The organism is Zunongwangia sp., assembly GCF_048269745.1.
Taxonomy (GTDB): domain Bacteria; phylum Bacteroidota; class Bacteroidia; order Flavobacteriales; family Flavobacteriaceae; genus Zunongwangia.
This window is the reverse complement of the sequence record NZ_JBLXIB010000008.1, coordinates 19,601-33,990: the sequence shown is the minus strand read 5'-3', so window position 1 is coordinate 33,990 and position 14,390 is coordinate 19,601. Positions and strand designations below refer to the sequence as shown.

At 30.3% G+C, this 14,390-nt stretch carries 15 protein-coding genes; 7 read left to right on the top strand and 8 right to left on the bottom strand.

What is annotated here, in order from left to right:
• The first annotated feature begins 2 nt into the window (after positions 1-2).
• Positions 3-437, top strand: a complete 435-nt coding sequence (locus tag ACN0WI_RS10510) for a DUF2147 domain-containing protein (protein WP_417886757.1) — start codon at positions 3-5, stop codon at positions 435-437.
• A gap of 85 nt (positions 438-522) precedes the next feature.
• The gene (gene priA, locus ACN0WI_RS10505) at positions 523-2,976 is read left to right on the top strand and encodes a replication restart helicase PriA (RefSeq protein WP_417886755.1); all 2,454 of its coding nucleotides are present in this window, start codon (positions 523-525) and stop codon (positions 2,974-2,976) included.
• Here priA and ACN0WI_RS10500 read toward each other — a convergent pair whose 3' ends face one another.
• The gene (locus tag ACN0WI_RS10500; protein WP_417886754.1) at positions 2,977-3,684 is read right to left on the bottom strand and encodes a LytR/AlgR family response regulator transcription factor; all 708 of its coding nucleotides are present in this window, start codon (positions 3,682-3,684) and stop codon (positions 2,977-2,979) included.
• 169 nt (positions 3,685-3,853) lie between these two features.
• On the opposite strand from ACN0WI_RS10500, the gene rpsF reads away from it, so the two are divergent.
• The 4 genes from rpsF (at position 3,854) to ACN0WI_RS10480 (ending at position 5,496) form a co-directional block, all read left to right on the top strand.
• On the top strand, positions 3,854-4,192 hold the full coding sequence (gene rpsF, locus ACN0WI_RS10495) for a 30S ribosomal protein S6 (protein ID WP_417886752.1): 339 nt from the start codon (positions 3,854-3,856) through the stop codon (positions 4,190-4,192).
• A 3-nt stretch (positions 4,193-4,195) separates the two neighbouring features.
• Positions 4,196-4,495 carry a 30S ribosomal protein S18 gene (rpsR, locus tag ACN0WI_RS10490; protein WP_417886751.1) on the top strand — a complete coding sequence of 100 codons (300 nt, stop codon included), beginning with the start codon at positions 4,196-4,198 and terminating at the stop codon, positions 4,493-4,495.
• Between the two features lie 12 nt (positions 4,496-4,507).
• Complete coding sequence (rplI, locus tag ACN0WI_RS10485; protein ID WP_417886749.1) at positions 4,508-4,957, top strand: 50S ribosomal protein L9; 450 nt, start codon at positions 4,508-4,510, stop codon at positions 4,955-4,957.
• A 65-nt stretch (positions 4,958-5,022) separates the two neighbouring features.
• Complete coding sequence (locus ACN0WI_RS10480) at positions 5,023-5,496, top strand: DUF6495 family protein (RefSeq protein WP_417886748.1); 474 nt, start codon at positions 5,023-5,025, stop codon at positions 5,494-5,496.
• Between the two features lie 61 nt (positions 5,497-5,557).
• On the opposite strand, the gene ACN0WI_RS10475 is transcribed toward ACN0WI_RS10480, so the two are convergent.
• On the bottom strand, positions 5,558-6,799 hold the full coding sequence (locus ACN0WI_RS10475; RefSeq protein WP_417886747.1) for an ABC transporter permease: 1,242 nt from the start codon (positions 6,797-6,799) through the stop codon (positions 5,558-5,560).
• Positions 6,800-6,946: 147 nt separating this feature from the next.
• Here ACN0WI_RS10475 and hisS point away from each other — a divergent pair, with 147 nt between their 5' ends.
• Positions 6,947-8,317 carry a histidine--tRNA ligase gene (hisS, locus tag ACN0WI_RS10470; protein ID WP_417886746.1) on the top strand — a complete coding sequence of 457 codons (1,371 nt, stop codon included), beginning with the start codon at positions 6,947-6,949 and terminating at the stop codon, positions 8,315-8,317.
• A gap of 81 nt (positions 8,318-8,398) precedes the next feature.
• Here hisS and ACN0WI_RS10465 read toward each other — a convergent pair whose 3' ends face one another.
• The 6 genes from ACN0WI_RS10465 to ACN0WI_RS10440 all read right to left on the bottom strand — a co-directional run bounded on the left by ACN0WI_RS10465 (position 8,399) and on the right by ACN0WI_RS10440 (position 14,235).
• Positions 8,399-9,352: an aldo/keto reductase gene (locus ACN0WI_RS10465; protein ID WP_417886745.1), complete on the bottom strand. Its 954-nt coding sequence runs from the start codon at positions 9,350-9,352 to the stop codon at positions 8,399-8,401.
• Between the two features lie 151 nt (positions 9,353-9,503).
• Entirely contained in the window at positions 9,504-11,132 is a 1,629-nt protein-coding gene (locus ACN0WI_RS10460) for a MutS-related protein (protein ID WP_417886744.1), read from the bottom strand.
• Positions 11,133-11,157: 25 nt separating this feature from the next.
• Positions 11,158-11,700, bottom strand: coding sequence for a chromate transporter (locus ACN0WI_RS10455; RefSeq protein WP_417886742.1), 543 nt, complete (start codon positions 11,698-11,700; stop codon positions 11,158-11,160).
• Positions 11,697-12,281, bottom strand: coding sequence for a chromate transporter (locus ACN0WI_RS10450; RefSeq protein ID WP_417886741.1), 585 nt, complete (start codon positions 12,279-12,281; stop codon positions 11,697-11,699). The genes ACN0WI_RS10455 and ACN0WI_RS10450 overlap by 4 nt, the downstream gene beginning before the upstream one ends.
• Positions 12,282-12,515: 234 nt before the next feature.
• Positions 12,516-13,034, bottom strand: coding sequence for a hypothetical protein (locus ACN0WI_RS10445; protein WP_417886740.1), 519 nt, complete (start codon positions 13,032-13,034; stop codon positions 12,516-12,518).
• Positions 13,035-13,194: 160 nt separating this feature from the next.
• The gene (locus ACN0WI_RS10440) at positions 13,195-14,235 is read right to left on the bottom strand and encodes a serine hydrolase domain-containing protein (RefSeq protein WP_417886739.1); all 1,041 of its coding nucleotides are present in this window, start codon (positions 14,233-14,235) and stop codon (positions 13,195-13,197) included.
• Positions 14,236-14,390: the final 155 nt, after the last annotated feature.

The window sequence follows — 14,390 nt, the reverse complement described above, 5'->3', positions numbered from 1 at the left end:
AAATGAATAATTTATTTAAAATAATACCCTTTCTACTTTTTTGCTTTGTAGTAAATTTTGCACAGGCACAAGAGATTTTTGGTAATTGGGAAATGACCAATGACGAAGGGCGTGTAAACTGTATTATAAAGATTTTCAGTAAACAAGATGGAGAGGTTTGTGGTAAAGTACACCGGATAGTTAAAGAGAAACATCGAGACCGTATTTGTAAAAACTGTGAAGGCGAAAAAAAGAATAAACCAATTGAAGGCTTAGAACTTATTTACGGATTACATAAAGATGGAAAAGAATATTCTGGAGGTGAATTAATTAATCCTAAATCGGGTAAAGTATATAAATGTAAAATTTGGTTAGACGAGGATAATCCAAATAAATTAAAAGTACGTGGTTATGTGGCATTTTTCTACAAAACTATGACGTGGAATCGCCAACAATAAATTATCAATTTTAATAACGTAAAAAACCATTCTTAAATCGAGAATGGTTTTTTATTTTTACCATTTTTTAGAATTAAACATTACTATGCCTAATTTTGTAAACATAATCCTTCCTTTACCTTTAGATAAACGTTTTACGTATAGTATATCGGAAGCAGAATCGGTATATTTAAAACCGGGAATGCGAATTGCAGTTCCTTTTGGTAAATCAAAAATTTATACCGGAATTGTTGCAGAATTACATCAAATACCCCCGGAAGTTTACGAAGCAAAACCTATTAGCCAGATTTTAGATGAATACCCTATAGTAACCCAAGAACAATTAAACTTTTGGAGGTGGATTTCTTCCTATTATTTATGTACAGAAGGCGAAGTAATGCGCGCCGCTTTACCTGGTGCATTCATGTTAGAAAGTGAAAGTATAGTCCAGTTAAAAAAGGATGCTGAATTTGACGAATCTGAATTGAAAGACGATGAGTTTTTAGTAATAGAAGCACTTCAAAATCAATCTTCTTTAAAAATAAAAGAGGTCGAGTCTATTTTAGATAAAAAGCGAGTTCTTCCTGTTCTAAATCGGTTACTATCAAAAGAAATTATTGTATTAAGTCAAGAAATTTATGAGCAATATAAGCCAAAACGAGTTCGGTATATTAAACTGAATCCGGAATTCGATTCCGAAAAAGCACTACATTCATTATTAGATAAATTATCTAAAGCACCTAAGCAACGAGATATAATTCTTAAGTTCTTTACCTTAAAAGCCCAAACAGCCAAGCCTGTAAGTGCTAAAAATTTACTGAAAAGTACGGGAGCATCTTCTTCAACTTTAAAAAGTTTATTACGAAAAGAAATTTTTATTGAGTACCACTTAAATGAAGATCGTCTGGATTTTGATGCTGAAATTACGAGAAATCATATTGAATTTAATGAATTTCAGTTAAATGCTTTTCAGCAAATAAAAAACGTTTTTCAAGAGAAAAGTGTATGCTTATTACACGGGGTAACCTCTAGTGGTAAAACAGAGATTTATTTTAAACTGATTGAAGAAGTTCTTAATCAAGGAAAGCAAGCCCTTTATTTATTACCTGAAATAGCCTTAACTACTCAGCTAATAAATCGGCTTCAAGATTATTTTGGCGATAAAATTTTAGTATATCACAGCAAATATTCTATGAATGAAAGGGTTGAAGTATATCAAAATGTTTTAAAAAGTAGTGGAGAACCCAAAGTAGTTATTGGAGCCCGTTCTGCTATATTTTTACCTTTTAAAAATCTGGAATTAATTGTAGTGGATGAAGAGCATGAAGCCAGTTTTAAACAATACGATCCGGCACCTCGTTATCATGCTCGCGATTTAGCAATAGTTTTAAGTCATCAATTTAAAGCGAAAACAATATTAGGCTCCGCTACTCCTTCTTTGGAATCCTATTTTAATGCAGAACATGGTAAGTATGGATTTGCAGAATTAAATAGACGTTATGGAAATGTATTAATGCCTGAAATAGAAATTGTAGATATTAAGGAGAAGCATCGGAAAAAAAGAATGAAAGATCATTTTTCCGACCGTTTATTAAAAGAAATCGAAAATACATTAGCCGAAGGAGAACAGGTTATTTTATTTCAAAATAGAAGAGGGTTCTCTCCAATTTTAGAGTGTAACACCTGTGGTCATTCGCCACAATGCCCAAATTGTGACGTTAGTTTAACTTACCACAGCCATAGCAACCAATTACGATGCCATTATTGTGGGTATAATATAGCAATGCAAAAACGCTGTATGGCTTGCCATAGTGAGGATATTTCCACAAAGGGATTTGGAACTGAGCAAATTGAAACTGAATTAAGAGCGCTGTTCCCAGATCATAAAATTGGTAGAATGGATCAGGATTCTACTCGGGGAAAATATGGTTATGAAAAAATTATAACTGCTTTTGAGAATTTAGAAATCGATATTTTAGTTGGAACACAAATGCTAACTAAGGGGTTGGATTTTAGGAATGTAAATTTGGTAGGTGTTATGAATGCAGATAACTTATTAAATTTTCCAGACTTTAGAGCGCATGAGCGTAGTTTTCAATTAATGCTGCAAGTTGCCGGAAGGGCAGGAAGAACCAAAAAAAGAGGTAAAGTTTTAATACAAAGTTATAATCCGCATCATCAAATTATACAACAAGTTTCTACAAATGATTATGTGTCGATGTATAAGGAGCAGTTGGAAGAGCGTTATACTTATAAGTATCCTCCTTACTATCGTATTATTAAATTGAGTTTAAAATCTAGAGATTATAATAAAACTAATGAAGCTGCAGAATGGTTAGCGAAAGCCATGCGTAATTCATTCAAGCAAAATGTATTAGGGCCAGAATTTCCTCCTGTTGCACGTATACGGAATGAATATTACAAAAACGTAATGTTAAAAATTCCTCAGAAGCAATCACTATCGAAAACAAAATCTATAATAGATAGAATTTTGATTAGTTTTAACTCGATAGCAGTATTTCGAAGTGTTCGAGTAATCGTAAATGTAGATCCTATTTAACTACATAGAACTTAGTGCCTCCGCAAGTTCTTTCTTCTTATGCCTACTTAGTGGTAGTTGTTCACCGTCTATTTCTATATTTTTACTATTATAGTGCTCTACTTTATCTAAATTTACGATATATGATTTATGAGTACGCATAAATTTATCTTTAGGTAATTCTTCTTCGAAAGATTTCATAGTAGAGAGTACCACAAAATTATTTTCATCGGTAACAAACTTTACATAATCACCTAAAGCTTGTATATATTTTAAACGGTTTAGGTAAATTTTTCTATTTTTTAGGTTGCTTTTAACGAAAATAAAATCTTCATCATCAGGTGTTGTAGCTTGGTTTTTAAGCTTATACATATTTAATGCTTTGATGATAGCATCGTTAAACCTATCTTTTCTAACGGGTTTATGAATGTAATCCGTAGCACTATAATCAAATGCTTTATAAGCATATTTTGTTTTTCCGGTAACAAAAATAATTTGTGGTTGGTTGTGTAGACCATCTAATAATTCAAACCCGGAGAGAATAGGCATTTCGATGTCTAAAAATATCAAGTCGATATCAATATCCAGTAGCCCATTTTTTGTTTCAATAGCGTTATTATATTCTGCAACTAATTTAAGATTGGGGTGATCTTTAATTAACTTCACTATAGAAAGTCGTTGCAATCTAGAATCGTCTACTACCGCACATTTTAATAAAATTTCTTCCACAGTTGTTTACTAGTTTTAGTAACAATATTACCTAATATTATTAATCTACGCAAGGTAGAGCATTATTACTTGAACAAAACTAAACCGTTTTTCATTTTAAACAAAAAATGTTTGAATATAAGAAAAAAAGTGTTATTTTTGCAGCCAATTTTAATAAAATATAAATTTTATGAATCATTATGAAACTGTTTTCATCTTGAATCCCGTTTTATCTGATGATCAGATAAAGGAAACAGTTAAGAAATACGAAGAATTTCTTGTTTCTAAAGGAGCTGAGATGGTATCAAAAGAGAATTGGGGACTAAAAAAATTAGCATATCCAATCCAACACAAAAAAAGTGGGTTTTATCACTTATTTGAATTCAAAGCTGCTGGAGAAGTAATAGAGCCGCTAGAATTAGCTTTTAGAAGAGACGAGCGAATGATGCGTTATTTAACTGTGAAGTTAGATAAGCATGCAGTTGCCTGGGCAGAAAAAAGAAGAAAAAGAATTCAAGAAAAAGCGTAAGGTATGGCTACATCTATTGAACAACAAGCAAAAGGAAAAAAAGACGGAGAGATTAGATATCTAACTCCTCTTAATATAGAAACTACAAAAACTAAAAAGTACTGTCGATTTAAAAGATCTGGTATTAAATATATCGATTATAAAGATCCAGACTTTTTAATGAGTTTTGTAAACGAACAAGGAAAATTACTTCCTCGTCGTTTAACTGGGACTTCTTTAAAATACCAAAGAAAAGTGGCTGTTGCTGTTAAGCGTGCACGTCATTTAGCATTAATGCCATACGTTGGTGATTTATTAAAATAAAAAGAAGCAATAATGGAATTGATACTTAAGAAAGACGTAGATAATTTAGGATTTAAAGATGACGTTGTAACTGTAAAGAATGGTTACGGTCGTAACTTTTTAATTCCTCATGGTTTTGCTGATTTAGCTACACCATCAGCTAAAAAAGTATTAGCTGAGACACTTAAGCAAAGAGCTTATAAAGAGCAAAAGCATATAGACGAAGCTAAAAAACAAGCTGAGAAATTAAATGATTTAGATATTTCACTTACTGCAAAAGCAGGTGCTGGAGATAAATTATTTGGTTCTATTACTAATGCAGATCTTGCAGGAGCATTATCTAAAGCAGGAGTAGATATTGAAAAGAAATTCATCAATATCGCAGGTGGTAATATTAAGAGATTAGGACAATACGAAGCTACTTTACGTTTTCACCGTGAAGTAATCTCAAACCTTTCCTTTAATGTTGTTAGCGAAGCTTAATTAGCTATAATAATATTTGAAAAGCCTACTCTTTTGAGTGGGCTTTTTTTATAAAATTTTTTGAAATGAAATACGCAAGACTTACTAAAGAACAATTAGAAGAAATGCACCAAGAATTTATTAATTTCTTGGCAAGCCAATCTATAACTGCAGAAGAGTGGGAAGATATTAAAATTAATAAACCTGATGTAGCTGAACAGGAATTAGATGTTTTTAGCGATTTAATTTGGGAAGGTGTACTAAATAAAGTAGAGCATTTAGAGCATTTTTCAGCACATCAAATTTATCTATTTCATATTACAACTGCAACTATCAACTTAATTGCTATTAAAATAGAGAATGAAGCTATAGATGTAACCACTAGAGATGGATACAATTGGTTAAGAAGCAACTTAATGGATGATACTGTAAATATTTATACTTCAACAAAAGCAATTAGTGACGATCGAAATAAAGATATTTTTGCTTTAATTAAACAAGGAGCAATTATAACCAAAGGAGAGCTGTACCAATATTTCAATAATATTGTAAAAAATTAATACCGTATAATAATCTGTTTTCAGTTTATTTAAATAAAACTAATAGAATATTATTTATATTTTATTCATATCGAAGTGATTCTATTGGGTTTTGAGAGGCTGCTTTTATTGCCGGATATAAACCAGAGAGTAAAGCAACTAATAAAGTTACAATTGTTGCTGAAATCATAGCCAACCATGGAGTTGTAAAATTAAATCCGGCTAAGGCAGACACTGCTATACCGATTAATACTCCGAAGATGGTACCAATTATTCCTCCAAATTGCCCAATAATTAATGTTTCCATAAAAAACTGAACAGCGATTGTTTTCTTTTTTGCTCCTAATGCTTTTCGGATACCAATTTCTCTAGTTCTTTCGGTAACAGATACTAACATAATATTCATAAGTGCTATCGAAGAACCAAAAATGGTAATTAAAGAAATGGTCCAAGCAGCAATATTTAAATAGTTAGAAAGCTTTGAAATTTGGTTTAATAAACTATCACTTCGTTCTAAACCAAAGTTATTTTCTTGTATTGGTTGCAGATGTCTAATATTTCGGAATGTCAAAATGGCTTCATCTTGTGCTCTTTCTAAAAACTGTTTTTCGCTGGTTCTTACACTTAAATTGTAATTAATATTTGGACTACTGAATATAGAACGAGCATACTGCAATGGAATAAGTACTCGTAAATCTTCATTATTATTAAAAGTAGATCCTTTTGCTTCCAAGATCCCAATTATAGTAAATTTAGCACCGCGTACACTTATTTGCTTCCCTAAAGGTGAGCTTCCTTTAAAAATCCCGTTATCTTTAGCAAAATCACCACCAACAACTGCAACATTATTATTATTTCGGATATCAAAATAGTTGAAATCGCGACCAGTTTCTACAGTTAATCCAGAATTAGTAATATAATTTTCGTTAACTCCTAATACATTTATTTCTGGATCAGTTTTTTCATTTTGCCACTTAATTTCTGCAGTAGAAGTTCCTGTAAATGAAATAGCCGTAGTAGTGTATGGATATTGATAGTTTTTTTCAAATAATTTTACTTCTCTATAAGAAATTATGGGATTTACTTTTTTTATCTCATCGCCACGTTGCGAAGTAAAATCGTATTGCTGAATATTAAATGTATTAGCTCCCATTGAAGCAAAATTACCACTTATGGTATTTTCTAGTGCGCCCACTGCACTAAGAATACCTACTAGAGCTGTTATCCCGATTGCAATAATCAAAACAGTCAAAATAGTTCGTAATAGTTGTCCTCGAATAGAATCGAATGCTATACTGATGTTCTCTCTAAGGAGTGTAAACATAGTTTTAAATTTCAATAACTGTTCAATTAGACTACATTTTGAATAGAATGTTACTAAAAAAAGTAAAATTGTTTTCGTTCAACCAAAAATTAAGATATTTGCAATCTAATTTCGACTAATTTAAAAGAGTTTTTTCAGAAATATACTATGGCACAAAAACCATCAATTCCAAAAGGAACTAGAGATTTTGCACCACAAGAAGTGGCCAAACGTAACTTTATATTTACTACCATACAAACAGAATTCAAAAAATTCGGATTTCAGCAAATTGAAACGCCTAGTTTTGAGAATTTAAGCACGTTGATGGGAAAATATGGAGAAGAAGGGGACAGGTTAATATTCAAAATCTTGAATTCAGGAGATTATTTGAAGAAAGCAAATCAAAAAGCATATTCTGAGAAAGATAGCTTACAACTAACTAATTCTATTTCTGAAAAAGCATTGCGTTACGATTTAACAGTGCCTTTTGCACGTTACGTAGTCCAACATCAAAATGAAATTAACTTTCCGTTTAAACGCTATCAAATTCAACCTGTATGGCGTGCAGACCGTCCACAAAAAGGCCGTTTTCGCGAATTTTACCAATGTGACGCAGATGTAGTTGGCAGCGATAGTTTATGGCAAGAAGTAGAGTTTGTACAATTGTACGATGCCGTATTTTCAGCTTTAAAATTAGAAGGAGTAACTATAAAAATTAATAATCGAAAAATTTTATCTGGTTTTGCAGAAGTAATTGGAGAACACGACAAATTAATCGATTTTACAGTAGCTTTAGATAAACTAGATAAAATAGGAGAAGAAGGAGTTGTTACTGAAATGCTTTCTAAAGGAATTTCGGATACTGCTATTGAAAAAATTAAACCTATTTTTGGTTTAAAAGGTGATTTTGCTGAAAAAATTACAGCTTTAAAAGAAATTTTAGCTACATCTGAAAGCGGGTTAAAAGGAATTGAAGAACTAGAGTTTATTCAAAATGCCATAGCAGAAATGCCTTTAAAAACTTCGAATCTTGATTTAGATGTTACTTTGGCTCGTGGACTTAATTATTATACTGGAGCTATATTTGAAATAGCCGCTCCCGAAGGTGTGAAGATGGGATCTATTGGAGGTGGAGGTCGTTACGATGATTTAACTAGTATTTTCGGTTTAAAAAATATAAGTGGGGTTGGAATATCATTTGGTTTAGACCGAATTTACTTAGTAATGGAAGATTTAGGTTTGTTTCCTAATTCTGTAGAAGAAGATGTGAAAATTCTTTTTGTGAATTTTGGTCAAAAAGAAGCATTATATGCCTTTAAAGGATTACAAAAATTACGAGAAGCAACTATAAGTGCCGAAGTTTTTCCGGATGCTGCAAAGATGAAAAAACAAATGAATTATGCGAATAAGCGTAATATTCCGTTTGTAATTTTAGCTGGAGATGAAGAAATGAAAGCCGGAACATACACTCTAAAAAATATGAAGACCGGAGAACAAGAAACTTTATCAATTTCAGAAATTATAGCTAAATTAAGTTAGTGCAGATAAGTTAACGAGTATAAAAAAAGACCTCATAAATTGAGGTCTTTTTTTATATTATAAATTGAAAATATAAATTCATTATTTTTGTTTACTAGCTGCATTTAATTTATCCATATCTGTTTGAGATAATTTTGTAGCAGTAGCTTCTTCAAAAGCTTTTAAATGAGAAGATTTTGTTGCACTTGCTATAGCAGAAGTAATTCCCGGACGGTTTAAAATCCAGGCTAAAGCTACACCTGCATTAGAAATACTGTGTTCTTCAGAAATTTCATCTAAAGTTTTTAAAACCTTATTTCCTCGTTCATTTAAATAATCTTTTACCATATTTTTACGGTCCCGACCTTCAAGATCATCTTTAGACCGATATTTCCCGGTTAAAAAACCACTTGCTAATGAAAAATAAGTAGCAATACTCACATTGTTATCTTGGCATAAATCTAAAATATCTCCTTCAATTTTATTTCTAGACATCAAGTTATATTCTCCCTGATAAATTTGATATTTTGGTAAATCTTTATCTTTTGCTGCATCAATAGATTCTTTAAAACGAGCAGCACTTAAATTAGATGCACCAATATATTTAACTGATCCCTTTTGGATAAGTTTTTGGTAAGCCCCTAAAGTTTCTTCAACAGGAGTTTTCTCATCATCCCAATGGGTGTAATACAAATCAATATAATCGGTTTGTAATCGTTGCAAAGAATCTTCAGCAGCACTTAAAAGGTGTTTTTCTGAAATGTCATTTTGTCCTTGCCCCATATCTGCGCCTCCTTTAGTGGCTAGGATTATTTTATCGCGAACGCCCCGATCTTTCATCCATTTACCAATAATTAATTCAGATTCTCCGCCGTTATTACCTTCAGCCCATCTAGAATATACATCTGCAGTATCTATAAATCGATATCCTTTTTCAAAAAGTTCATCGAGCATTCTAAAAGATTCTTTTTCATCTAGAGTCCATCCAAAAACATTACCACCAAACATAATTTGTGGAGTTTTTAAATCTGTATTTCCAATTTTCTTTAAATCCATAATTATTTTTTAACAAATTTATCGAATCTTAATTAATGCATCAATCGATCTACTCGATTTAATATTAGATTAACTTCTATAAAATATATTTATCTTTAAGCATTGTAGCGGTATATTCAATAGTTCTTTCTTGATATAGGTAATTAGAATATCAGTTTCTTGCATCCTTCAAAATCTCAAAAGGGTAATCATATAGTTCTAAAATTTTAATAGCATTTCCATTTTTTGGTTTTCCCGATTTGATTTTATGATCAAAAATTAATTCTTCATCTTTTATGGTTTCTGAAAAATGATATAAATCGAAATTTTTATCCCTCAATAAATCGGTTAGCTCTAAATCGTGAGTTGAAACCATTACAATATGATTTTTAGAATTTAAATACGATAATATGGCTTTTCCTGCTGCGATTCTTTCTATAGTATTAGTTCCTTTAAAAAGTTCATCTAATATAAATAAGCAGAAATCTTCTTTCTGCGATGTGTCTATTATGGATTTAATCCTAATAACTTCTTCTAAATAATAGCTCGTATTATTTACTAAACTATCAGAGATTCTAATTGATGAATAAATTTTGAAAAAAGGGATTTCTAATTTTTTAGCAAACGCAAAATTTAATGTTTGTGCTAAAATTACATTAATGCTAAATGTCCTAATAAAGGTTGTTTTACCCGACATGTTAGATCCTGTTAATAGCAAACTTGTATTAGTTAATTTTAGATTATTAGCTACACAATTTTCTATTAATGGGTGGTAGATGCCTTTAGCAAAAACTGCTTTTTTGTTACTAAAAGTTGGTTTGCAATATTTAGAAGTATTCACTTGTAGAGAGGCACAAGATATTGCGGAGTCTATTTCACCAATTAATAGAAAAAGTTCTGTTAGATCTTCTTTTTTGTTTTTTAGCGATTTTTGAAAATTATAAAAAAGAATTGGTTCTATATTGAATGTAATTTTTATTATTTCTGAAATAAACCAAAATAGAAGCGCATATTCATTGTCTAATTTTTTCTCCCATTCTATAAATCTAATCTTCGATAAGATAGATTTAATATTTTTTAGGCAATTGAAATTCTTATAGAAAGAATTAATTTCTTTAGAAGCACTTAAGTTTTTTGCTACTTTATAAGCAGTTGTTAATTGACTAACGCCATTTAAGTATAATTGGATAGAAGACTTGTTTTTATAATGAAAAACAAGATTTATAAAGAATAATGGGATTAAAAATAAAACCCCAATTGGATTAAAAAAGGATAAGATAATAAATGATATTACAGCTATAGAAAGAGATCGAAATAACCATATTTTCCCTGTATTTTCTATAGTTTTTGAATGGAATATTTCTTCCAGATAATAAGCTTTATTAGATGATAATTTTGATAATTCTAATTGAGCATTAATTCGTAAAATTTGGTTTGATTTAAATATTTCGGTTAATTTTTCAAATTGTTTTAAATCAGAAATATTAGTGATGGTTCTTAATTTGTAATAAAGATATTGTTGCCCAATTTTCGATGTAGTACGATCTAAAAATTTGAAGAGTTCATCCATATCCAAATCTAGCCAAGTACTATCGGATATTTTTTGATGTACGCTCTTACCGGATTTATGATTTTTAAAAAATTGATCAATTAAATCGAAATTGAAGTATTTTTCTTGTTTTGGTTTTCCCCAATTCTCTATTAAAGATTTTTTTGTAGCGTTAATTTTCGATTTCTTTATTTTGTTATTTATAAGATAAATAGCAATTAAAACGATAAAGAAACCTAGAATCCAATTCATATAAAATGATAGTTGATAATTAAAGTTACAGAAATAGTATTCCTGCAATGCCAGAAATTATAATTAAAAATATAGGATTCAATTTTTTCATTTTGAATTGAATAGCAGCAATACCTATTCCTAAAAAGATAACTTTCCAATGAATATTAGCTATATTATTCTGGATAAATGTATTTTGAGCGATTTGTAATCCTGCAAAAAAAATAAGAGCCATTGTAACCGGTTTTAAACCACTAAAAATTCCCTCTTTTAAAGGATGATTCTTAAATTTCATGAGAAATCTAGATAACAATAGCATTATTATAACTGAAGGAGATGCTAAAGCCAAAGTTGCAGCAATACCTCCAGGAATTCCTGCTACGCTATTTCCTACGTATGTAGCCGAGTTCATAGCAATTGCTCCGGGTGTCATTTGAGCAAGGGAAAGTACATCCATAAACTGATTACTCGACATCCAACCATGTTTCTCAAATTCAACAATAAACAATGGAACCATAGCTAATCCTCCACCAAAACTAAAAAGCCCGATTTTGAAAAAAATCCATATTAATGTGATTATATTTTTCACCCTTTTTGTTTTTTCGTGTTATTCATTTTGGTTAGAATATAGCCTGCAATTCCCCCACAAATTATTATTAGTATGGGATGTACTTCCATAAATAAAGCAAGCACTGCTATTAAAAATAGAACATAACCAATACTTTCTTTTATTCCGGACCTCATCATTTTGTAAACCGATTTACAAATCATTACAAATAAACAAGCTCGGATCCCAGTAAAAGCTTTTTGCACAATTTCATTTTCAAAATGCCTACCAGCTAAATAATAAATTGTTGTTATAATTACTAATGAAGGTATAATTATTCCTAAAGAAGCTAAGACTCCTCCTAAGGCTTTTCCTTTAGTGTTTCCTATATGTGTTGCAGTATTAATTGCTATGGTACCCGGTGTCATTTGGGAAAAAGCTATAATCTCTAAAAGATCTTCACTAGTAATCCATTTTCGCTTTTCGATAAGTTCTTTTTCTAGCAGCGGAATCATCGCGTAACCGCCACCAAACATAAAACTTCCTATTTTTAAAAATGAAATAAATAATTGAAAATGAATATTTCTATTGGGGTGTGAAACAGATTTATTTGATGTTTTCAAGATCTTCAATAGTTTGCAAAATTATTACGGCTACAAAAGTACTATAAGCCAGTTGTGAGGCAAATTAAAATAACATTATATCTCTATTTAAAAGTATTAGATAGATTTATGTAAGCCATAAAACTAAAAAACTATCTCTTATTTAGTGGTTTTTGAAAATCGTATTATAAAGATGCTTTTAGAAACACTATAAATTATACCCCGCTTACTATTATGTAGATTTTTTTCGATTACCTAGAAACAAGGTTTATCACCATATGGATCTTCATCATGATCGATGGTGTACTTAAAGACTTTACCATCTTTTCCTCGGATATAGGTTACATAATCCCAAACACCCGAATGGATAAGTTTATATTTTCCGTTAACTTTACCATTATATATTTCATCGTAGTAACTAGTTATAGTAGGATGCGCGCCACCTTCACTATATTCCTCTTTCTTGAATTTAAGTGCAATAGTTTTATTTTGACCTTCATATTTTATTTTTTTTGCTCTGCTTTTATCGTCAAATTCAATCCAAATTCTTTTAGATTTGTTAGAATCGGAAGTGTAACAAATATATTGCGCATTTTCTGTTAGCGTATCGGTTTCTTCGTTTTTAGTTAAGGAATCCTTGTTTTTAGTTTTTCTTTCGATTGTTTGTTGATTACTTTCTATTTCTGGATTAGCTTCATTTTTCTTGTTTTCTTTACAGGAAACAAAAAATACTGAAACGATAGCTAGGAATGAAAAGATATTTTTAAAGTTCATTTTTTTATTTAGATAAGATTAATTTTTATACCATTTAAAACAAAATAACAGATAAAAGGCTAATCAGTAAAAAGTCCATTTTATGGGAACAGATTATCCCAAACTTTTAAGTTTTTGAAACAATATAGGCAGGATATAATGCTACAACTAATGGATCATCTTATTTTTGCTGTTTTTTTAATATTTTAATTATTCGATTATACATTATCTCTGACATATTCCAATTATAGCCATCAAAATTTACTGTATTTGTGTATTGTATCACGACAACATCAATATTCTTATGGTATTTTGCAATAGTTTGGTATCCTGGTATTAAACCCGTGTGTCCATATTTATAAATAGAAGAATATATTTCTTGTTCTTTTTGATCTCTAAATGCTGAACCATCGTTTAATGCTCGAATAAATTTACTCAAATCTTCTGCTGTTGCCAATATTGAGCCAATATTATCTGTTTTTAAATCTGAATTATAACCTACGTAATAACCACTCATCACATCATCAATATTTACATTTTGGATTGATCCAAAAGTGTGTTTTAGATTCAAAGGCTTTAGAATTTTGTCTTGAATGTATTGGAAATTATCATATTCAAGAACTCTATTCATTATTTTTCCAAGCAATAAGTAATTTGTATTAGAATATTCATAATCTTCATCAGGTTTAAAATTGGCGGGTTTGTTCAAGACCAAAGCAAGTTGTTCTTCAGAGGTTTCTTTAGGTGCAGCCCAATACATATAGGTATTTGTAAAATTTGGAATACCACTTCTATGCATAACCAACATCCGTAAAGTTATTTTATCGGCATATTCTATTCTACCGTTCAATTCAGGTAAATAATCAGCAAGTGTTTTGTCTAATGATAATTTTTTGTCTCGTACCAATTTGGCAATAGCCACGGCATTATACAACTTACTTACACTGGCAATTTTAAATAATGCATTGGGGTCTGCTGGAATTTTATTTTCTCTGTTTTTGTAGCCCGAAGTATATAATTTAGATTGATTTCCTTTTTTATTTACACAAACAATAATACCATCAAAGCCATAATTTCCTGCTTTATTTACTTGCTCTTGAACTGTGCTTGGAAGTGGCAAAATCCAAGCTTTTACAATTGGCCAAGGAACAAAATATAAGGAGATTAATGTACCTAGAAGTAATACGATCCTTCTTATTCGTATTGATTTATTTTTTACCATTTTAATTTTTGATGATACCAAGCTTGAATCAGGATTATTTTCTAAAGCTTTTTTATTTATATAAATATTTAAAATAAATAAATTAAATCTGTTTTTGCCAACATCTGCTCTTTATTATTCGCCAATATTTTACGTCTAATTTATCTATTTTTTGA